Below are 21,781 nucleotides of genomic sequence, written 5' to 3' on the forward strand. Positions count from 1 at the left end.
TTATTTTTAAGAATATTTCAATTTTTTATTAAACGCGTCACACCCCAATAACCGTTATTTTTCTCCGTTATTTCCCAGCCTCTTTTAGCCAGAAGAATGCGAATATAACGATTACTCATGCCGTGTCCAAACACAACAATTTGAGCGTGCTGTTCGGCTTTCTTTTCGAGTTCCTTTGCCGCTTTACCCACGCGATTTTTAGCCTCAACGAAAGACTCAAACCGCCCCGCTTTCCCGCAAATCCACATTAGCCTGTTTAATAAAACCCAATGCCACGCTTTTAATCTTAGCGGTAGCCTGTAGTAGGGTATATCCATTTCTTTTAATTCGGGAATAACGTCAACTGCGGGCTCGCCCATATAATAGTTCGCCGAGAGCTGCGCTCTTTTAAGCGGGCTAGCAATGATGTGATGCGCGGCAAATTCGCGCTTTTCATTTGGGTAATGGGCGCTGTCTAAAGGTGACTGATTGTACTGGCGAACCCAATTGGTAAATTCACCCGCACTTAATTTATTGTTGTGAGCAGACAACGGCTTTCCGTGCCGAATTAGAATTATTTCCTTCATCCTATCTTCCTCTATATGAATAGCTTTAAAACCAGTAGACCAACTATATCGCTGTAGTTAAGTATTTTGGACATAAAAAAGCCCGCACTTTGTGAAATAAAGATACGGGCTTTTTAAGATTCTATATTGAATATCTACGCAGATTGCTGCATATCGACACTTTTAGACACTTGAGTCGTTATATAGCTTTCTAAGTTGGTTTGCTCGCTCTGGCTTAAACGTAAACCATGCTTAGTTCGGCGCCAAATGACGTCTTCAAGAGACATTGCCCATTCGTGATCAATAAGGTAGTCCACTTCTGCTTGGTACATGTCGGCACCAAAGTTCTCACCCATGCTGCCTAAATCTGCTTTTCCTTCAAGAAACTTAACGCACAACATGCCGTATTGACGCGCATAGCGAACCCCTACCGATTCAGGTAACCATGGGTAGTCTTGTTGTAGCTGTTTAATTAAATCTGCTTTATTGGTGAAAGCGCCACCCGGAAGCGCTACATTTTTGGTCCAGGCTTTACCTGCCTTTGGAAACAGGCTAGTTAACTTATCTACTGCATGCTCAGACAATTTTCTGTAGGTAGTAATTTTTCCACCGAAAATATTAAGCAATATTGGCGAAGACTCAGTGCCGCTTAGCTCTACTTTATAATCGCGCGTTAACTCTTGCGCAGACGCATTTTTTTCTTCAAGCAATGGGCGCACGCCACTGTAGCTATGAACAATATCACTTTCGTCAATTTTGGTTTTAAAATACGTATTAACAACTTCAATAAGATATTCAGTTTCAGCTTCAGAAATAGCGGCTTGCGATGGCTCACCAACATAGTTCTCATCGGTAGTACCAACGAGTGAAAAGTCATCTTCGTAAGGAATAACAAAAACAATACGGCCGTCTTTATTTTGAAGAATATAAGCTTCTTCTGTGTCATACAATTTAGGCACAATAAAATGACTGCCCTTCACCATACGCATCGCATTTGGGTTTTTAGTGTCGGCAAGTCTATCTAGGAATGAAACAGCCCATGGCCCAGCAGCGTTAACCACAGCCTTGGCATTGATTGTAAACGTTTTCCCTAATGCGTCTTTTAAAGTCACTTTCCATAACTTGTCTTGCTTCTCGGCACTAATACATTCAGTGCGGGTATAGATGCTAGCACCTTTATCTTGCGCTGCTAACGCATTCAATACCACTAAACGAGCATCGTCTACCCAACCATCTGAGTACTCAAAACATGTTGTTATATCATTCACCAAGGGGCCTGTCGGTGACGTAGACATTTTCTTTGAGCGCGGCAATACATTACGTTTGGCTAGTGAATCGTACATAAACAAGCCAATTCGTATCATCCATGCGGGACGAAGATGCTTTTGATGAGGTAAACTAAAACGTAAAGGCCACATGATATGTGGGGCTTTTTCCAATAGCACTTCACGCTCAGCGAGCGCTTCTTTCACAAGGCGGAACTCATAATGCTCTAAATAGCGTAAACCACCATGTATTAACTTACTGCTAGAGGAAGACGTTGCACCTGCAAGATCGCCTTTTTCACATAGTGCTACCGAAAGTCCGCGACCGGCTGCATCTAATGCTACTCCGGCTCCATTGACACCGCCGCCAACCACTAAAACGTCAACGGTTTGTGTACTATTTGTATTCTGATTCATGTTCTCGCCCCTTTCGGCTTCACTAGCATGCTGGCTATTTGACAACCAAAAAGAAAACATGTCAACACAAAACGAACATTAACGAACATTCTTGCTCATTTTTAATCTACGCAATTAAAGCACTGGTTCAACATAGCCCCATGGTTTCAGATAAAAGTTTGATGTATAGCTTTTGCAGGTATTAGGTATGCCTACTGTTATGCATAGCCCCATCTTTTCAGATAAAAGTTTGATATATAGCTTTTGCAGGTATTAGGTATGCCTACTGTTATGCATAGCCGTAAGCTTACTTAACCATAGCAGTTAATACATGGGTAACAAGGATGGCGCGCCGTTACAACAATGCTGGGCAGCATGCTGTTTTGGAAGTAGATAGTAAACTGATAAGTGACTACTAAGGTTATAAGTTGGCCGTTTACGCCTTAATGAAACTGATGTTGTTTTCATCAATAATTTTTCGAATAGCAGGGGGCGGTGTTTGATCGCATACCAGGCAATCAACCTGAGAAATATGCCCCTGCTCTACCATAGCTCTTCGTTCAAACTTACTATAATCTGCTGCAAGAATAACGTGCTGGGTATGCTCTAATATCGCTTGTGATACCTTTACTTCCCTAAAATCAAAATCGAGCAGTGCACCATCAGCGCTAATTCCACTGATACCTATAATGCCGTAATCCATACGAAACTGGCTGATGAAGTCGCAGGTTGCTTCCCCAATAATACCGCCATCTCGGTAACGTACTTCGCCCGCAGCGATAATAACTGAGAAGTCTTCTTTAGCAGAAAGAATGGTCGCGACATGAATGTTATTCGTTACCACGTGCAAGTTTTTATGATTAAGTAACTTGCTTGCTATCATTTCAGTCGTCGTGCCTATGTTTATAAATAATGAAGCCCCGTCGGGGATCATGCTAGCCACTGCCTCAGCAATTCTTTCTTTTACTTCACTGTTTTGTGTTTTGCGTTCTTGATAAGGCGTATTTTCCCAACTTCGATTAAGTCCAGCGCCCCCATGGTATCGACTAACAATACCTGCCTCGGCGAGCTGGTTTAGATCGCGACGAATAGTTTGGGGGGTAACATCACAACGAGTAACCAAGTCGTCAATAGACATGAAGCCATTTTGTTTGATAAAGCTAACAATTTTTTCGTGTCTTTGCGTTTGGTTCATTGGGTCATTCCTTGTGGCGATTTAGCTATTATACGTGGTTCACCTTTGCCTGCCTACGGTAATTCGAACACTGAAATGTTCGTTTTCGAAAATATAGCATTGTTAAACTGGTGTAAATGGTGCAAACTCTTACCAAATTATGTTCAGGAGACGTGTCATGGGCCAATATATTCTTGCCATAGACCAAGGAACCACGAGTTCACGTAGCATTATCTTTGCAGCGGACGGCGCTATCGTAGCTGTTGCACAACAAGAGTTTTCTCAAAAATACCCACAAGATGGTTGGGTGGAACACGATCCAGAAGAAATTTGGGAAAGCGTAACCACTACCATGAAGCAAGTATTCGATAAGTGCTCTGTATCACCTGAAGATATAGCCTCTATAGGTATTACCAATCAACGCGAAACAACCTTAGTTTGGAATAAAAACACCGGCAAGCCTGTGTACCCGGCTATTGTTTGGCAAGACAGACGTACCTCGCAGCAATGTCGCGAACTCGACGACGATGAAAGTTTAGTGGCGCATATTACTGAATCTACGGGGCTACTGCTTGACCCTTATTTTTCGGCCACCAAACTAGCGTGGATCTTAGACAATGTAGAAGGTGCAAGAGCGCAAGCCGAAGCCGGTGAATTGCTTTTTGGTACAGTGGACACCTTCTTAATTTGGCGTTTGACCAACGGCGAATCACATAAGACCGATGCCACTAACGCTTCTCGTACCATGTTGTTCGACATTAATACTCAGTGTTGGGACGAACGATTACTCGATACCTTTAATATCCCTAAAGCCATGCTTCCTGAGGTCATGGACTGTGCTGATGAATTTGGTGTTGTAAGCAAAGATATTTTGGGCTGTGCTATCCCTATTCAAGGTGTAGCCGGCGATCAGCAGGCTGCGCTTGTTGGCCAAGCCTGCTTCCAGAAAGGCATGGCAAAAAGTACTTATGGTACGGGTTGTTTCATGATTTTGAATACAGGCGACAAGCCTCTTCAATCTAAGAACCGCTTGTTAACTACCGTAGGTTATAGGTTAAACGGAAAAACCACTTACGCCCTTGAAGGTAGTATTTTCATGGCCGGCGCTACGGTGCAGTGGTTACGTGATGGCTTGAAACTGATTGACGATGCTTCCGAAACCGAAGCGTTGGCGCAAAGAGCGCGACAAGATAATGGTGTTTTTCTTGTGCCAGCCTTTACCGGACTAGGCGCTCCTTATTGGGATCCCGATGCGCGAGGTGCGATTTTGGGCCTAACTCGAGACACCGGCATAAGCGAAATTGTTGCCGCGGGCTTGCAATCAGTATGTTATCAAACCAAAGACTTACAGAAAGCCATGGAAAGTGATGGCGCACGGCCAACCACTATCCGCGTAGATGGCGGCATGTCTCGAAACGATTGGGTAATGGGTTTCTTGTCTGACATATTAGGCGCAGAAGTTGAACGCCCCGAAATTACTGAAACCACCGCACTTGGCGCCGCATTCCTTGCTGGCCTTCAAGCTGGTGTATTTACCTCTGTTGATTCCCTTACCGAGTGCTGGAAAAGTGACAGTATTTTCACTCCTCGGCTTTCAAAAGAAGAGCGTGACAAGGCCTATGACGGTTGGAAAAACGCCGTTGCCCGTATCCGCTGTAGTTAATTTTACCTCTCCATATATAGCGCGGTAATAAACCGCGCTTTTAATATAAAAAAATATTTTTATAACATTGTCATTACAATGTAAATTTGTGTTACTATCAAAAATTAAGGAAAACGTTTACCTTTTTTCTTAATTTTTAAAAACCTTTAATTTCAACATCTTAATAATAATAATTCGAAATTTAGGTTATAAGATGTGTAAAAAGAATGTTAATAAGCTTGATCCGAACATACTTATTACGCTATTTGTACGCTAACTAAGTAGAAAATAGCCTACTCACGGAGAAAACACAGTGACACATAAAATTAATCACATCATTATTAGGCCCAATGGCCAAGCGCTCACTATTAGGCGTTGCTATTGCGACAGCCTTACACACCCCGTTGGTATTCGCTCAAGAAGAAGCGACACCATCTGAAGACCAAGTTGAAGTTATTGAAGTTAAAGGTTTTACCAGTTCACTTAAAGCATCAATGCTAGATAAGAAAGCATCTGATGTTGTTTACGACGGTATTACTGCTGAAGATATTGGTAAATTCCCAGATCAAAACGTTGCAGAGTCACTGCAGCGCATTACTGGTGTTGCTATTGATAGAAGTGGCGGTGAAGGACAATTCATTACAGTACGTGGTTTCGGCCCAGAATTTAACACCGTATTGGTAAATGGTCGTCAAATCGCTACTGAGAACCAAGGTCGAGCGTTCAGCTTCGACACGCTTCCTGCAGAATTAATTAGTGGTGCAAAGGTATACAAGAGCCCGCTAGCATCAATGCAAGAAGGTGGTATTGGCTCGACTGTTGAAGTTACCACTGCACGCCCTTTCGCATTTGATGGCTTTAAAGCTGTAGCAAGTGTTAAAGGCATGTATGAAGACATTTCTGAAGAAACAACACCACAACTATCTGGCCTTGTTACCAATACCTTTATGGATGGCAAGCTAGGCGTTTTAGCTGCTGCTTCCTTCCAACAACGTAAACTTCAAACAAATATGTTGGAAACACGCTACTGGCGTCCAGGTGTTAGCATCACAGATCGTTCAGAACTGGATAACCCAGACTATGCCGATAGCTCGCAATACAATGGCGTTTACGTTCCACAGAACTTTGACCAAATTGTTGACTTGGTAGATCGTGAAAGAACATCTGGAAACTTGGTTGTTCAATACGCTCCTAACGATGATATGACTCTTACCTTAGACGGTCTTTACTCAAAGTTCGAAGTTGATTCAGACGCCCACAGTGTTGGTCATTGGTTCACCGATAGCAACTTAGACAATATGACCTTTAATGACAATGGCTCACTAACTAGCTTAGACAGTACATTAGTTGAAGGTGTTGGTGGTGCAACTGACTTTATCCGTCGTTGATACGGTCGTGACGTTGAAATTCAAGCATTTGGTGCGAACTTCGAGTGGTTAGTAAATGACAATTTAACTGCCGTTATCGATTTATCAACATCAACGGCTGAAGACAACAGTGGTGGCGATAACTTCTTTACCGTTGTAGGTTACAACAATGCCTACAGCGTAGATTATTCAGGGACTACTACACCAACACTAACTGTTGATGGTGGTGATGCAGCCTTACAAACACCATCGTTAGGCCGCATGCATTACAACGAACGTAACGGCTTCGATACTGAAGACACTATTTCAGAATACCGTGCGGATTTCACATGGGTGCCAGATTCGGATAATGCCTTCTACAAAATGGATTTTGGTATTTACTATCAAGACCGTGAAAAAGACAACACACGTCGCTTCGCTTCAGCATGTAATGTTTACTGTGGATACAGTTTCGATATTCCTGATGAGCTACTTACTGTTTTCACTGCCGAAAACTACTTTGCTGGCGTACCTAACCAATGGTTGACGTACAACCCGGAAGCGTTCTTCGATTATGCAAACTCTGACGTCGCTGCACAGCAAATTGCTGATGCAACAGGTTTATCATTTGATGATGTTCGTGCAACCCTTGATGCAACAAATATTAGTAACCCGCAAGCAAGTGCCGACTCTTACGTTGTGGGCGAAGAACTATTAAGTGTTTACACGCAGTTCTACTTCCAAACTGAAATCTCAGATTTACCTTTAGATATTAACTTCGGTTTCCGTTACACAGAAACAGATACATCTGTAGATGGAACTGTTCAACAGGTTCAAGATTTAGAGTTTATTCCTAACGACCCATCAGACCTTAACGTTGTTTATGCGACCGATGTTGGAACGCCGATTAATGAGAAAAACAGCTACTCTTCGTTGCTGCCTAATGTAAACGTTAAACTTCAACTAACTGACGATTTGTATCTACGTTATGCTTATTCAGAAACACTTACTCGCCCAATGATGGACGACCTAGTACCTGTATTTAACGTAACGGTATCTCGTCCAGGTAACTTGCAAGCTCAAGCGGGAAATACCGAACTTCAACCATACCAAGCTTCTAGCTGGGATGTGTCTTTAGAGTGGTATTACGATGACACGAGTTACTTCTCAGCGGCTGCATTTAATAAGGAAGTTGAAGACTTCATTTCTTCATCTACTGAAGAAGAGTCTTTATTCTTAGATAGCGGTGAGTATGTATTTAGTGTGCTTCGTCCTCGTAATGGCGAGACACTGAATGTTGAAGGTCTTGAACTAGCTTGGCTACATACTTTAGAAAATGGTTTTGGTATTCAAGCTAACGCCACTATCGTAAATTCAGATGCTGAATTTAGTCTGCCAGGTTTGGGGAACTCTCAAAACATTACGCTTTTCTATGAAAAAGATGCGTTCCAAGCCCGTGTAGCACTGAACAACCGTGAAACTTTCATGCAAGAAGCGGTAAGTTCACTAGGTGGTACTGAGCCTCTGTTCACAGAGACATATACCCAAGTGGATATGAGCGTAAGCTATGATGTTAATGAAACCGTTACCGTGTTCTTCGAAGGTATCAATATTACTGAAGAAGAGCTAACGCGTCGTGGTCGCCTATCTGAACACTTTGTACAACAAGTGAATGATGGTGCTCGCTATGCAGTTGGCGTACGTGCTAACTTTTAATTATACCTAGAATGAAAGAGGGGGGCATTCGCCCCCTTTTTAGTTGTTTCTTCTGCTGAGGAGTTTTTTGTGTCAGGCAGCTTAATCCAAATCATTGTTTTCTTCGTTATTACTGCGCTTATAGGTCTACTCACCTACATTAAGTGCCGCGGACATGGACACAGTAAGGCAAGTGAAACTAAAGAATACTTTCTAGCTGGCGGTGGTCTTACATGGATCTTTGTCGCGGGCTCTATTACGTTAACTAATTTAAGTACCGACCAATTAGTAGGTATGAACGGTAACCAAATGGCGTTACTGGCATGGTGGGAATTTGCAGCCGTTATAGGCTTAATAATCTTAGCCCGTATTTTCCTTCCTGTTTATTATCACTATCAATGCACAACTACTACCGAGCTTTTAGAGAAGCGTTACAACAACAAGCATATTCGTGCGCTTATTGGGCTGCTTTTCTTCTTAGGTAGCAGCCTTATATTTATGCCAGCGGTTATTTATTCTGGCTCTTTGTTCATGATTAACATGTTTAACCTAGACCTTCCACTCATGTATGTAGCTACAGCTTTTGCCATCATTGGTGCGTTGTATGCAATTTTTGGCGGGTTACGCGCGGTTGCGGTATCAGATACGTACTCGGGTGTTTTGTTGCTGGTTATGGCAATAGTTGTAGTGATATTGGCAATGGTAGCTATCGATTTTGATTTCTCAGGCATTCCTACAGAACGCTTAACATTAATTGGTGATGCAGACTCTCCTCTTCCATGGCAAACCCTATTAACCGGTATGATCTTCATTCAGACGTTCTACTGGAGTACCAATCAAACCATTACACAACGCGCTATGGCTGCCCCTAATATCAAAGAGGCACAGAAAGGCGTGTACGCAGCAGCGATCATTCGCTTTATCATTGTTCCTAGTATAATTGTTGTCCCTGGCATCATCTCATTCAAACTTTACGGTGACATAAACGATGCAGCCTACGGAACACTAGTTGGCGACGTTTTACCTGATTGGTTGTCGGGCGTTTTTGCAGCTGCGCTAGCGGCGGCGGTACTCACAACATATAACAGTAACTTAAACTCAGCCACGGCGTTATATGTATGCGATATACACGAAGCTTACGTGAACAAAAAGCCTGAAGTGGCCAAGTTAGGTGGAATTGTTACCGCAATTCTTACTGTAGTTTCACTGGTAATGGTGCCAATCTACGCGCAAGCCGAAAGTATCATTAACTTGTTACAACAACTCTATGGTTTGCTTAGCATGCCTATACTTTCTATTTTTATAGTCGGCTTGTTGTTTAATAATGTTAACCCGTATGCAGGCATTACTGCTGTTATCTTCGGCGTGTTACTTTATTCATTCTTTAGCTTCGTGCACGCACCTTTTGGTTTGCATTATATTCACCTTATGTTGGTTACCTTAATTTGCTGTATTGGTGTAGCCTTAGGTGTAAATAAACTCGTATTTAGACAGTCGGCGCAATGGCGTGGCAGATTGGTAGATGCAGACTAGGTAGCGCAGCGTATGACGCCGGTAAATAGTGTTGTTATTGTAGGCGGAGGCACGGCGGGTTGGCTTACTGCTGGTCTGCTGGCGGCTACCCACTCTAAACAAGGCTCCACCGGCGCACGCTTGTCTGTAAAGGTTATTGAATCTGATTCGATTCATCCTATTGGTGTGGGCGAAGGCACTTGGCCTACTATGCGCAGCACCTTAGCTAAAATAGGAATTGAAGAAGCTGCACTCGTCCAACAAGCGAGTGCGACCTTTAAACAGGCGAGTAAGTTTGTTCACTGGCACACTGAAGGGCAACGCACTGGATACTACCACCCCTTTAGCGCGCCTCAAGGCTCGGCCAGTGTAGATATAACCCCGTATTGGTTACACAACGACTCATTAAACGAGTATGCCTCAGATGTATGTTTTCAACCTAGCCTGTGCGAACAAGGTCTAGCCCCCAAATTAAAGGCCGATTCAAAGCAAAGCTTCAGTGCCAATTACGGCTATCATCTTGATGCCGGTAAATTCATTAACGTAATACGTGAACACTGTAAGAAAGTGTTAGGCGTCGAGCACATTATTGATGATGTCACCGATGTTGCTACTGATGACGCAGGCATAAAGCATGTCGTGACAAAAAATAATGACCATATTCGCGGTGATATTTTTGTTGATTGCACAGGTTTTAGTGCACGTCTTATCGAAAAAGCACTAGATGTTCCCATGGAAGACGCATCCTCTGTATTGTTTTCAGATTCAGCTTTGGTGCATCAAATTGCATATTCTGATGAACATCAGCCTATTGCTTGTCACACCCTATCTACCGCGCAAGAAGCTGGTTGGATATGGGACATTGGTTTGCAAAATCGCCGGGGCACGGGTTACGTTTATTCGTCAGAATTTCAATCAGATGATGAGGCAACTCAAACGTTTATGGCTTATCTAAAATCGATAAACCCTAACGAAGAGTTACCTTCTACTTTTAGAAAAATTAACTATAAAACTGGCTATAGAAAACGTTTCTGGGAAAAAAATTGCGTAGCTATAGGTTTATCTAGTGGCTTCTTAGAGCCCCTTGAGGCCTCTTCACTGATGTTAATTGAGCAAAGTGCAATTCAACTTGCTGAGCAATTACCCGCCTACACACAGGTAATGCCCCACGTGGCAAGCCGCTTTAATCGGGCGTTAACTAATAAGTGGCAAAGCACTATAGAATTTTTAAAACTACACTATGTTCTTAGTAATCGTAACGAAGACTTCTGGTTAGCAAACAGATCACCACAGAGCATTCCACAACGGCTAGCATCCTTGCTTGAAGAGTGGCAATACCGCCCTATTCTTGATAGCGACTTTACTGATACAGATGAGGTATTTAGCGCACAAAGCTATCGCTATATACTTTATGGAATGTCACATAAGACCAACTTGAGCCAGTATGTGCGTTCAATGAGCAAATACGAGGGTGCCGATAAACAGTTACAACTTAATAAAGCCTTAATCGCTCAGTTGAAAGCGCGCCTTCCTTCTCATCGCGGCTTAATTGATACAATGCTTAATAAGCATTAAGCCTAGTACACCTTAATTTAATCAATCAGGTATTGTTATGTCGTCATATACGCCGTTAGATAGCCAAGCTCATCGCAACCTTCGTATTAAGGTAGATAAAAATTTCGGTCACAGCGCCGAGTTTAACTTAGTGTCTTTAGGCTTCAATGAGATTGCCAGTATTGCCGGCTGTATGCCTATAGTGGTTACTGCAAATGACACAAACCATTCTCACACGTTAGCGGCAGTGGTTGGCTGGCCCGAATTTGGTAACGTATATTGTAGCGACACTGAATGGATGGGTCATGCCGTGCCGCTGAGCAGCCAAAGCTACCCATTCAATTACGCTGTTGAACAAGACAAACTCACTGTATTGTTTGATGAAGACAGCCCTTTGGTTTCTAACAATAGTAGCGAAGGTGCCAGCGCTTTATTTGCATCAGATGGCTCCCCATCTGCAAGTCTTAAACAGTATCAAAGTATGCTATCTAACTTAGCGAGCGGCTCTCAACAAGCAAGTGCTTTTATTCAGCTTTAACCGACCTTGAGTTGCTATCTAATCTATCAATCACCTTACATTTTGAAAATGGCGAACCCCGTGAAAGCACAGGGCTTATGACTATTAATGAAGATAAGCTAGCGCAGCTAAACGCAGATATTATTCACCAATTGCATACCCAAGGGTTACTGATGGCAATAAATGCCATGATGCTTTCACTTAGGCAATACAACCGCTTGGTACAACTCACTAAAAATGCGAACAACCCTGTGGTTAAAATCGGGCTAAAAACTACCAACTAATTATTGGTGGAGAAGTAAAGAGCATGGTATTTTACACGCAATGTAAACGCTTTACCCAATTTAGATAAACGTCTTATTCCGCATCTTTTCTATGTTATACATGCGATATAAATGGGTGTGCGGTATTCAATCATATTTAAAACCTGAGAGGTTAACATGTCATCACTCACGGCTTTTGTCCGCTTAGACAACGCAAAAACGACTTTAATTTTCGACTGCCAAGGGCGCATGCCTACTCTGATTTACTATGGCCAGCAGTTGAAGACTGCAACGACGCCAGACATGTTAGCGCTGCTTAACACTCGCCAAGAAGCGAAATGTGCGCCGGTTATCGAGCCACCTATCTCATTAGTTCCCACCCATGGTGAAGGTGTTACCGGTTCACCTGGTTTAGAAATTTCAGGGGATGCAGATCAATGGTCTGCTGGCTTTACCTTGTCGGATATTGAGCAAACCGATACCAGCTTAACGTTTACTGCGGTTGATGCCGACAGGCAAATGCAGTTGATTACACGGGTTGTATTAGATGCTGAAACAACCGTGGCCACATTTACCTCAAGTATCGAAAACCAAGGTGAGAGCACTTTACAGTTAAACTACTTAAATGCTGCTAGTCTTGCCTTACCAACGACCATGAGCAAGATTAAAAGCTTTGAAGGAAGATGGTCTAATGAATTCCAAACTGCCGACCATGACTTGTTCTTCGGTAGTTATGTACGTGAAAACCGCCGCGGCAAAACTTCTCACGATACTTTCCCAGGCTTAATCGCGTTTGCTAATGGAACCGGTGAGCTAGTTGGTGAGTGTTTCGGCTTCCATTTAGGTGCTTCAGCTAACCATAAATTCCGCGCGGAAATGATGGCTGATGGCAGAAGCTACGTTCAATTTGGCGAACTATTGTTTCCAGGTGAAGTAACCCTCGGTGCAGGTGAAAGTTATACATCACCCGTGCTTTACGCAGGGTTTGGCGACGCTGGCTTTTCATCCCTTTCGCAGCAGTTCCATAACTTTATTCGAAACAATGTGTTAACCCACAGCGCTGATATCACCAGTGCACAGCACAAGCCCCGCCCAGTGCACTACAACACATGGGAAGGCATTTATTTCGACCATGATGAAGCCACGCTTAAAGCCCTTGCTGACAAAGTAGCCCCCTTAGGGATAGAGCGCTTTGTACTAGATGACGGCTGGTTTAAAGGCCGAAGAAATGACAAAGCTGGCTTAGGCGACTGGACAGTAGATGAAGCTATCTACCCAGAAGGGCTAGATGGGCTTATCGACCACGTTACCGATAAAGGCATGGAATTCGGCATATGGTTTGAACCTGAAATGGTTAACCCAGATAGCGATTTGTACCGCGCACATCCTGAATGGGCGTTACACACCAAAAATAACCCCCATGTACCCTTTCGTAATCAGTACGTACTCGATTTAACGAACCCTGAAGTGGTTGAGTACCTTTATAAAGTCATCACCGACGTACTAAGCACTTACCCTAAAATTAGTTACATTAAGTGGGACATGAACCGCGATGTAAATCATCCTGGCAACCTACATGGCAAACCAGCTATGCATGGCCAAATGGCGGCTTTGTATACGTTAATCGATCGCGTTAAAGCGGCACATCCGGGTATTGAAATTGAAAGCTGTTGTTCAGGCGGGGGGCGTGTGGATTTAGGTATATTACCTCACACCGACCGTTTTTGGACGTCAGACTCTAACGACGCGTTAGACCGCTTGTACATACAGCGCGGCTTCTCTTACTTCTTCCCTTCTGAAGTGATGGGCGCACACGTAGGCCCTCGCGATTGCCATATTACTGGCCGTAATTTACCGATTGAGATCCGCTCTGCGGTATCGATGTTTGGCCACATGGGTATTGAGATGGACCCCCGTGAGCTTACTGAGCACGAGCAAGACACCCTGAAATCGGCTATTTCGCTATATAAAAAATACCGCCATATTACCCACGGCGGCGATTTATACCGTATGGATGATGATGGCCTTAACGTGAAGTTTGGTTATGTATCAAAAGACAAAGCCGAGGGTATTTTTGCCTACAATAGCGTGAAAGAAACCGGGCGTACTACACCATCTCGTTTCTATTTTGCCGGGCTTGATGCCGATAAGTCCTATACCCTTGAGCGGGTTTGGCCGGGTACATTGAAAGAATACTCACCGTCTATTTTGCAAAAAACAGACGGGCAAGTATTTAGCGGTGAAGCGTTAATGAAATACGGTATGCAAATGCCGGTTTTATTCCCGCAAACTTCGCTTATCTATACCGTTAAAGCAGTGTAGTTCGATAAAAATACGCTGCATAAAGCTTAAAGAAAGCGAACCACTAGGTTCGCTTTTTTATTTGTTTTTTGAGGCTTTTCATTATTTTTGCCAAACGTTTATCACCGTCTTTTGTCACTTTCTCAAGGGTGCTAGATGCCATTGAAACATCATCAGCATTTAGGAACAGCTCGGCTAAACGTAAGTTAGCCCAATTCTTACTTGGCAACTGATGAGTATCAATATCTGTCGCCTCTAATTCAGCCAAGTAATAGTTAAGCGCATCAATTCCCGACTTAGTATATTGGCTGGTTTCTACTGCCACCCAGCCTATACGATAAGTGCCATATAGTTGGGTAAACTTACTTTCAGAATACGTGTTCCATGCTTGTTCATCTGCTTTCTGTGCTTTAACTACGTTAGTGTTTAATAGAGGGGTTAGCGCTGCTATCGCGTCATCGTATTCTTCACCATCTATATGCAATCGACCAAGCTCAAAACGTGCCCGAACTTCGAATTCAGGCTTTTCGCTAAGCTCAATTAACATTGCTTTTGCTTCAGCAGCTTTATCGTCTGCAGCGTAAATTGTTGCTGTCGCAAACTTGCCTTCTAGTGCATCCATTTGCGTAATTTTGTCAGCAAGCTTTTTGGCTTCATCTATATCGCCACCAGCGATAGACGGCGCGACTATGTAAAATTGCATTAGCGCCTGATAAACCTCAATTTCATCTGGTGCCACTTCAATTGCTTTTTGTAGGCTCGCTTTGGCTTTTTTGGCATAACCTAGGGCGGAAAAAACACTATCCATTGCTTGCGCACCCATCACGTTAGCCTGCATATGGTAAGCGCGGTAATTGTCTTTATGCTCGTCAACAAATTGAGCCGCCATATCCTCAGCGTCATCTAAATCTGTATTCATTAACGCCGAAATTAACACGTTATATTGCTTCGGGGTTTTCGATGTTATGGGCTCAAGTGCGCTCACTATACTTTCATAATCCTGCGCTTGAAACATAGCGTCTAATACGTCGTCAGAAGGTAATGCGCTAGCGTTCGCAAACGACACAAAGAATGATAAACACAGTAAAGCGGCTATATTTGCACCCTTAAACGCAGTAATAGCAGGCAGACACAAACAATGGAGAACAGTTAATTTGTTTTGATTTCGCTGGATGAACATTCCTTTGCCTTAAGTAAATAAGCGTTAAGTAGTAAATTAGCATGCTTAATATGACTTCTCTAACTGAATAAGTAACAAAGCATGTCTTGCCAGAATGAAACCTTGGTCTGTGGGTATGGTATGGGTATGCGTATGGGTATAGCACAGCGCGAAACAAAAAAAGGCCTAACACGGTTAGGCCTTTACGGTATTTTTTATTGTTGGAGATAGTAAAGGTTACGCCTATTTCTTAGGTTTGCCTTCCATTATTAAGCCTAACGCATAGCGATTGTCGAAGCCTTTCCAGACTTCTGGCACTTTGTCGTCTACGGCAACTTGCCCACTATCACCTTCAACATTTAAATAAGCACAAAAGTCAGCTTTTCCTTTCACATGGCATTCCATCATAGCCAATGCAAAGTGTTCGTTTATGTCATTCATAGTTTCTGAACGCCAAGCCGGCTCTAAGTAATGGCCAATATCGAATTCGTTGCCAAATGCTTCTTTAGGAGCGGGATGGGGTGCAATATTGTGTCTGGCATTTTTGTACGTAAGCAGTTTACTGTCTTCGTTACCTGTATTTTCAAATAACCACTGTATACCTTGGTAACCAGCAATATCATCATGATCACCAGCGACATATAGCATGGGAACGTGAATATTATTAAGTGCATCTTCTGAAAACGCTTTATGTTGACCGCCCCAAGGCGCTAACGCCATCGCCGCTTTCCAGCGCGTATCTACGCTTTCAGCGTCGGCATTACCACCGGCACAGGTGTTAAGTACATTTTGTAGCGCACTGAGAACCGCAGGGTCTGTCACGCCAGTAAAGCTAGCAGTAGCTTCAGTTCCAAAGTTATAACAACCACCAACGGTATTCACCGCACCAAAACCACCCATGGAATAGCCAATAAGCCCGGCATTTTGGGTATCAACAACATCTTTAAATAGCGCATGTTCACTTACCGCATTCAACGTTAACACTTGATCTCGTGAGCGGTTTAATAGCGTGCTAGGGAATCCAGCATAAGGGGCATTGGTAAAATCTACATCTTCGTTAGTAGAGTCGGTATGATCTATCCCAGCCACAATATAACCATGAGATGCTAAGTGCTCACCAAGGTAATACATTATTGTGCGATAACCCGTATAGCCGTGTGACAACACAACGACAGGGTAACTGCCTTGCGGTTCTGCCACACTGGCATCGCGAATAGCATCAGCTTGAATACTAAACTCATTACCACTACGGGTTTGATTTTCATACGTTGTGGCCGCGCCGCTATCAGTGGTGGGGTACCAAACTTCCAGTTTCAATACTCGGTCAACAACTTGCCCTTGTAAGGTAACTACGGGCTTTGGATAGTTAACAGTTAAGGTTTTAACGCCCACTTGATAGGCGCCTTTTTCACTTAGCTCGGGCGTAATATCACTAGGATAGTCTTGATAAAGCGTCTGCGCTGAATATGCCGGTGTGGCTGCTAATAATGCTGCGATACATAACAGGGATAACGTTTTCATAATTTGCTAATTTTTTGTTAATTATTGTGCATAGCCTATATTACCTCTATGACCTCAATAAACAAGGCATAGCCCATTGATTAAATGAATTGTCATCAATAAGACTGGTAAATTAAAACGGCAATTTTGAAAGTAAGAAATGTAAACGTATAACCTAAAGGCTATTTTTGTACTCTGAATACAGCAAAGCACACGATAAGAATGAGTGCGAGGGTAGCGCAAGAAGTTACCAACGAAACAGTTACCCCTTGGACTAACAAGGTTCCAGCAACTAAAGCCCCTATTGCGCCTGCTCCCACCTTAGCTGCGGCAACCCACATGTACGTTTGCGCCGCGCTGTGCGCTGGGGCAAACTCAGTTCGTGCCGCTAGGCTGGAAGTAAAGAATATGGCATTGGCTACACCACACAACCAGTAGCCCGCCGCCCCAAGAACGAAAGATGGACTTAGGCTTGTGGCCAGTAACGCCACCAACAAAAAACTTCCTGCCCGCTTTAATAATGTTAAGGGCTCTTTCGAGAGTGGCCTAAAGATGAGAAATAGCGCACCACTTAAATTTCCTACCCCGTATGCTGTGACCAGATAAGCGCCGTGATGCTCTGCGTGCTGCCAATGTTCGCTAAGATAAACAGCCAATACGGGCAAGGCTGCAATACTAAATGCTGCTCCCGATGTCATCACCATCGTGCGTACCAGTGCGCTCGAGTTTTTAAACGCATAAAACACGCTTTTAAACCCTATATCTAACGAGGCGTCAGTCTTTGGTAGTGCATGCTTTTTAGGGAAGCTTAAAATGAGTATGCCGGCTAACAGAGGTGTGAACACCAGCACACTGACAGCCACCTTGGTCGAGAACAGGGCGGATAAAGAAGCGACAATAAACGGGCCCAATGTGTGCCCTACCCCATAGGTAATGGTGTCCCAGCTTTGCGCCTTTCTAAGAGATGTATTGCTTGCGCTAACTAAACTTGGCAGCTGAGTGCCCAAGCCCCCCATAATAAACGAACTGCAAACACCACTTAGCAACAACGAAAACGCCAACAACCAAGCCAAATGCCTTTCAAAACTGAATATAGCCAAAAGAAAAAAGCAGGTGTAACTCAGCGCCGCCCCGCTAATAAGGTACTTAGGCTGCGAAACCCCATCCAACCAACGCCCGTATACTGGCCCTAACAAGTGGGGCAGCGTTAAACACGCCGCTAAAATGCCTGCCGCTTTTCCATCAAGCTCAAGGTTTCTAGCAAGCAATACGATGGCCACAATAGCGCCACCTGTTGCGGTGCGCGCGATAATGGCGGCTACAACATATTTGAATAATGGTGAAAAATGTTCTTTATTCAACGGTGGGCTACTCTTTGGGCTCAAGGCTACTTATTGGCTCAGGGCTGCTTATTGGCTCAAGGCTACTCTTTGGGCTCATGGCTGCTCTTGGCGCTGGGCTTTTGCGTTAGCATTGGCAACAGATTCAACCTGAGTCAGGTATAACTTAATCCAATGATAATTGCGTTAAAATCGCTTCGAGTTTTTGTTTATCTTCGGCCTGAAGGGGCTGTAGCGGATGAGGTAAACAGTTTGCTTCTGTGTACCCCAGTATTGCCGCCGCGGTGGCCATTACGCGCATACCGCCTTTATTGCGGGCGAATAAATCCCACAATGGGGTTAAGCGTTCAGATTGTGCTATTGCTGCTTGCGGCGATGTTGATTGACTCGATGCAATCATGGTTCTCACCGCATTAGGGAATAAACCTCCGAGTACAGATAACCATAAATCACATCCCGCCTGCATCCCCAAGGCACCAAATTTATCACCACTTACCCCAATGGCGACATGCTCTGGCACTATATTTCGCAGGCTCGAAAGTCGTGCTTTCCCAGCCGCATTACCATCAGCATTAGTATCAGCAAAAGGCATTCCGGGGATTTTAATCGCGCCAACGTTGGGAAGCTGGGTAACTTGGCGATATAGCTCGTCGCTGAAACTAAACTGGGTCACTCCAGGGTTCTCATAAATACATAAGGGAATTGAGATTTCAGCGGTAACCTTCTCGTACAGGCCAAATACTTCAGCTTCGTGTAGCGGGTGATAAGAAACCGGTGCTAACAGCAGCGCTTTCGCACCCGCTTGTTGCGCGGCTTCTGCGTTCTTCAATACATCATAGGTACGCAGTGAGCCAATGCCTACCATTACCGGCGTGTCGCCAGCTATTCCTACTGACGATTCAGTCACCTTAACTAGCTCATCCCTTGATAAATAGGGATATAAACCTGTAGACCCCATTGCACAAATCGACTCAACATTGGCCTGCTTCAGGTTGCCAATCAACTTTTCAAAAGCGTGAAAATCAATTTTTTCATGGTGAAAGGGCGTAAGAGGAAAAGCACACAATCCGGTGAACATGGAGGCTCCTAATGCGAAGGGCAAGCGATGTATTTAAGCGATTAACGTTACTATACATCAATCATACACTTATCATTCGTCCACATACATCTCGTTACCTTCTAAACTAGAACAACATTTTATGCTTTTGAAAAGCTGATCATAGATTTTTCATTACGGTATCTGCCCATAACGCGCCGTCTTGTTGGCAACGACCATAAAGACAAATATCTTGGTTTGATAAGCGCTCGAACGTTTGGCTATCAAATCGCTCAATACCAATCACATTAATAAGCAAGGAACCTAGCGCATTGTCATGTGTTAGTAACGCTTGTTTTAAATGGGCTTCTAGTTTCAAACTGCCGACTAATGTCTCCATGTTCACTTTAAAAATGGCATCTACACCTGATAGCAATCCCACTAGAAAACATTCTAAGGGGTGAAGCGAAACCTCCTCATCCTGATTATTAAACGCAATAAGTTCGAGGGTTTTTGCCCGTGCTAACAATGACCGGAATAATTCAGTTGGGCTAGTAGAAACAGACATTAGCGACATAACAATTGCCCACTGCTTAACAACATCTAGCCCTATGATAACAACGGCTTCCCGTACACTGTTTACATCTCGAACCAGTTGATAAAGCGGGCAGTTAATTAACAGCAAAATTTTAGTAGTCAGCACAGGATCTAATGAAATGATTTCTGCGACCTTATCAACCTCTATGTCGTTTTTACTGAATTCAGACACTAGCTGCAGACTACTGTTTTGTTTTTCGCTTATTTCTTTACCACCAATAATGGTAGGGTTTTCAAGGAAGTCGCCTTGAAATAGGTCAAACCCTAGCGCTTTACAATTTTCGTATACCGTTTGGCTTTCCACTTTTTCTGCCAGTATTAAGCACTTCGACTTCTTTAAAATTGGTAGGCTTTTACTAAGTTGTGACTGGGTCACGTTAAGCACATCAACTTTTATTACTTTAAGGTATTTAAAAAAAGAAGCTTTAGATGGGTCTAATGCATATTCGCTTAGCGCAAAATCAAAGCCTTTGCGTCGCAATTGCTGAATACGTTTCAGGTTTGATTCCGTAGGCTCTACCGAAGCCAATATTTCCAAAATTATGTTTGGTTTTACCGCATAAATATCATCAGTTTCACTCAAGAAGGTTTGATCGACGTTGATAAAAATAGGTACATCTAAATGCCGTTCACTTTCAGCGATACTCTCACAAACATTGGCTAATCGCTTTGTGGTCATAAACTTTTTTGATGGGCACACATTTACGCTTGAAGAGGTATCTTCCGCCCCTTCATCTAAGCATAAGAACTCACAAGCATAGATTTCGTGGTTTTCGTTAAATACAAGCTGCCTTGCAGTTAACACATCCTTCACCATCGGCTACTCCATAAGATTACTAGGCTGCGGCTGAAAATCGGCCACTAATTAAAATGCATTAGGAAGCAATAATTGTCCTTATCTAGACCGCGCTGATCTTCGCAATTATCGCTATTGTCATCTACATTAAAATTGTCGCGGTTTTAACTGGCTTCATTACAAAGCGAGAACAAAATTAATTAGAAAAACCTTATGTAATAAATATTTAAGACAGGTTTTTATAAAACTGTTTGGCGATTCTTAAATAATAGACCACCTTTTCATGACTATAAAAGATATTGAAATTAATAGAGACCTGAAAAAAACCCAAAGTCTCATAAATCTGTTTTATCATCCCGTGCTTGTGGTTAATAACGACTTGGACATTCTGGCTTCAAATAATAAGTTGAATGAAAGTGAGGCACTGTCTTCCAATTTGCCAACTATTATAGATGCCATAGTACCTTTGCTAAACGGCGAGCAAGAACTGGCTTTTTGCGTGATAGAAGGCGAAGAAAAACTGTGCACGGCCATGCCCATGGAACATGGGAGGACTCTAGTTAAAATTGCTCGCTCTAAGCCATCTGCGCTAGCAAAACGATACTATAACTTGGTTACCGCAATCGATAAGATACCCGATGCCGCAATAATTTGTAGTGACGGAAAGATTGACCTAGTTAATGAGCAATTCCAAAACATATTCCCTTTTTGCGGGAACAAAAGTTTAAACGGTGTGCCATTAGATTCCATTCTTAACGATTTTAGTGACTATTTCGCACAAGGGGATAGCCATCTACAGGCTGTTACCTATCGCTTTTTACGACGGAAATTTAATAGTAAGCAAGAGATGTCTTTGTCGTTCACAGCGCCCGACGGACAATTCTATGAGTATCGCGATAATCTCACTTTCACAGGTGGACGTGTTGGCCTCATTATCAATGAGTCACAAATAAAAGGGCTGAACGAGCAACTCGAAATCTCTTTTAATGGGGTTCTAGGGATTTTCCCCTCTAAAGTAACATAAATCGCCATAACCCAAGCAGTTAGTGGCTTGTGGAGCTGGGTTACCTTTCATTTTAGACTTCATTTTTAACTTAATGATTTATGTTTTTTTGTTATCTAGGACGTGTGTGGTTACTATCG

At 43.2% G+C, this 21,781-nt stretch carries 15 protein-coding genes and 1 pseudogene; 8 read left to right on the forward strand and 8 right to left on the reverse strand.

Features of this window, described 5'->3' with window-relative positions; genetic code table 11:
• Positions 1–17: 17 nt before the first annotated feature.
• The 3 genes from C7Y69_RS09680 to C7Y69_RS09690 form a co-directional block, all read right to left on the reverse strand.
• Positions 18–566, reverse strand: coding sequence for a histidine phosphatase family protein (locus tag C7Y69_RS09680; RefSeq protein ID WP_013785872.1), 549 nt, complete (start codon positions 564–566; stop codon positions 18–20).
• Positions 567–700: 134 nt separating this feature from the next.
• Complete coding sequence (gene glpD / locus C7Y69_RS09685) at positions 701–2,227, reverse strand: glycerol-3-phosphate dehydrogenase (RefSeq protein WP_126872569.1); 1,527 nt, start codon at positions 2,225–2,227, stop codon at positions 701–703.
• 415 nt (positions 2,228–2,642) lie between these two features.
• Entirely contained in the window at positions 2,643–3,401 is a 759-nt protein-coding gene (locus C7Y69_RS09690; protein WP_013785874.1) for a DeoR/GlpR family transcriptional regulator, read from the reverse strand.
• Positions 3,402–3,558: 157 nt separating this feature from the next.
• Here C7Y69_RS09690 and glpK point away from each other — a divergent pair, with 157 nt between their 5' ends.
• The 7 genes and pseudogenes from glpK (at position 3,559) to C7Y69_RS09725 (ending at position 14,231) form a co-directional block, all read left to right on the forward strand.
• On the forward strand, positions 3,559–5,043 hold the full coding sequence (gene glpK, locus C7Y69_RS09695) for a glycerol kinase GlpK (protein WP_126872570.1): 1,485 nt from the start codon (positions 3,559–3,561) through the stop codon (positions 5,041–5,043).
• Positions 5,044–5,372: 329 nt separating this feature from the next.
• The gene (locus tag C7Y69_RS21840) at positions 5,373–6,410 is read left to right on the forward strand and encodes a TonB-dependent receptor plug domain-containing protein (protein WP_260563490.1); all 1,038 of its coding nucleotides are present in this window, start codon (positions 5,373–5,375) and stop codon (positions 6,408–6,410) included.
• 18 nt (positions 6,411–6,428) lie between these two features.
• On the forward strand, positions 6,429–8,084 hold the full coding sequence (locus tag C7Y69_RS21845) for a TonB-dependent receptor domain-containing protein (protein ID WP_232363235.1): 1,656 nt from the start codon (positions 6,429–6,431) through the stop codon (positions 8,082–8,084).
• 69 nt (positions 8,085–8,153) lie between these two features.
• Positions 8,154–9,596: an SLC5 family protein gene (locus tag C7Y69_RS09705; protein WP_013785876.1), complete on the forward strand. Its 1,443-nt coding sequence runs from the start codon at positions 8,154–8,156 to the stop codon at positions 9,594–9,596.
• A gap of 12 nt (positions 9,597–9,608) precedes the next feature.
• Complete coding sequence (locus C7Y69_RS09710; RefSeq protein WP_126872571.1) at positions 9,609–11,150, forward strand: tryptophan halogenase family protein; 1,542 nt, start codon at positions 9,609–9,611, stop codon at positions 11,148–11,150.
• A 37-nt stretch (positions 11,151–11,187) separates the two neighbouring features.
• Positions 11,188–11,930, forward strand: a pseudogene (locus C7Y69_RS21850) (SapC family protein).
• A gap of 156 nt (positions 11,931–12,086) precedes the next feature.
• Positions 12,087–14,231, forward strand: a complete 2,145-nt coding sequence (locus C7Y69_RS09725) for an alpha-galactosidase (RefSeq protein WP_126872573.1) — start codon at positions 12,087–12,089, stop codon at positions 14,229–14,231.
• Between the two features lie 43 nt (positions 14,232–14,274).
• Here C7Y69_RS09725 and C7Y69_RS09730 read toward each other — a convergent pair whose 3' ends face one another.
• The 5 genes from C7Y69_RS09730 to C7Y69_RS09750 form a co-directional block, all read right to left on the reverse strand.
• Complete coding sequence (locus C7Y69_RS09730) at positions 14,275–15,390, reverse strand: tetratricopeptide repeat protein (protein ID WP_013785881.1); 1,116 nt, start codon at positions 15,388–15,390, stop codon at positions 14,275–14,277.
• A 222-nt stretch (positions 15,391–15,612) separates the two neighbouring features.
• Positions 15,613–16,890: an alpha/beta hydrolase family protein gene (locus tag C7Y69_RS09735; protein WP_013785882.1), complete on the reverse strand. Its 1,278-nt coding sequence runs from the start codon at positions 16,888–16,890 to the stop codon at positions 15,613–15,615.
• Positions 16,891–17,051: 161 nt separating this feature from the next.
• A complete protein-coding gene (locus tag C7Y69_RS09740) occupies positions 17,052–18,230 on the reverse strand; it encodes an MFS transporter (protein WP_185864158.1) in 1,179 nt (392 codons plus the stop codon).
• 145 nt (positions 18,231–18,375) lie between these two features.
• On the reverse strand, positions 18,376–19,287 hold the full coding sequence (locus C7Y69_RS09745; RefSeq protein ID WP_126872575.1) for a dihydrodipicolinate synthase family protein: 912 nt from the start codon (positions 19,285–19,287) through the stop codon (positions 18,376–18,378).
• Positions 19,288–19,426: 139 nt separating this feature from the next.
• Positions 19,427–20,659 carry an EAL and HDOD domain-containing protein gene (locus tag C7Y69_RS09750; protein ID WP_126872576.1) on the reverse strand — a complete coding sequence of 411 codons (1,233 nt, stop codon included), beginning with the start codon at positions 20,657–20,659 and terminating at the stop codon, positions 19,427–19,429.
• A gap of 262 nt (positions 20,660–20,921) precedes the next feature.
• On the opposite strand from C7Y69_RS09750, the gene C7Y69_RS09755 reads away from it, so the two are divergent.
• Positions 20,922–21,662, forward strand: coding sequence for a hypothetical protein (locus tag C7Y69_RS09755; protein ID WP_126872577.1), 741 nt, complete (start codon positions 20,922–20,924; stop codon positions 21,660–21,662).
• Positions 21,663–21,781 lie beyond the last annotated feature (119 nt).

Source organism: Alteromonas sp. KS69, from assembly GCF_003989595.1.
Taxonomy (GTDB): Bacteria; Pseudomonadota; Gammaproteobacteria; order Enterobacterales; family Alteromonadaceae; genus Alteromonas; species Alteromonas naphthalenivorans.